Annotated in this window: 1 protein-coding gene; it reads right to left on the reverse strand. The window is 42.3% G+C overall.

Annotated elements, in window-relative coordinates; all coding sequences use genetic code 11:
- Window positions 1–62: 62 nt before the first annotated feature.
- Window positions 63–260: hypothetical protein (locus ACYVTD_RS19125; protein ID WP_461249157.1), on the reverse strand; the 198-nt coding region annotated here is incomplete at its 5' end.

Below are 260 nucleotides of genomic sequence, written 5' to 3' on the forward strand. Positions count from 1 at the left end.
AAAACGAAACCCCTGCAACCGAAGTTGAAACTTCCACGCCTCGGAACAAGAAGAAAGAACCTTTAATAGCCGTCAATGTTGAAAAGCCTGAACAGAAAAGCGAAACGCAAAGTAAAACAAAAACTGTTACGCCGTCTGTAAAAACATAACCTGCCTCGAAAATACTTACGCAGTAAGAATTCAAGCTCACGCAGATTGTTGCCGTCGTCGTCTATCACAAAAACGACGGTTCCAAGTTTTTCTACGGTTTTTGATGTCGG

The organism is Treponema sp. R6D11 (assembly GCF_054786075.1).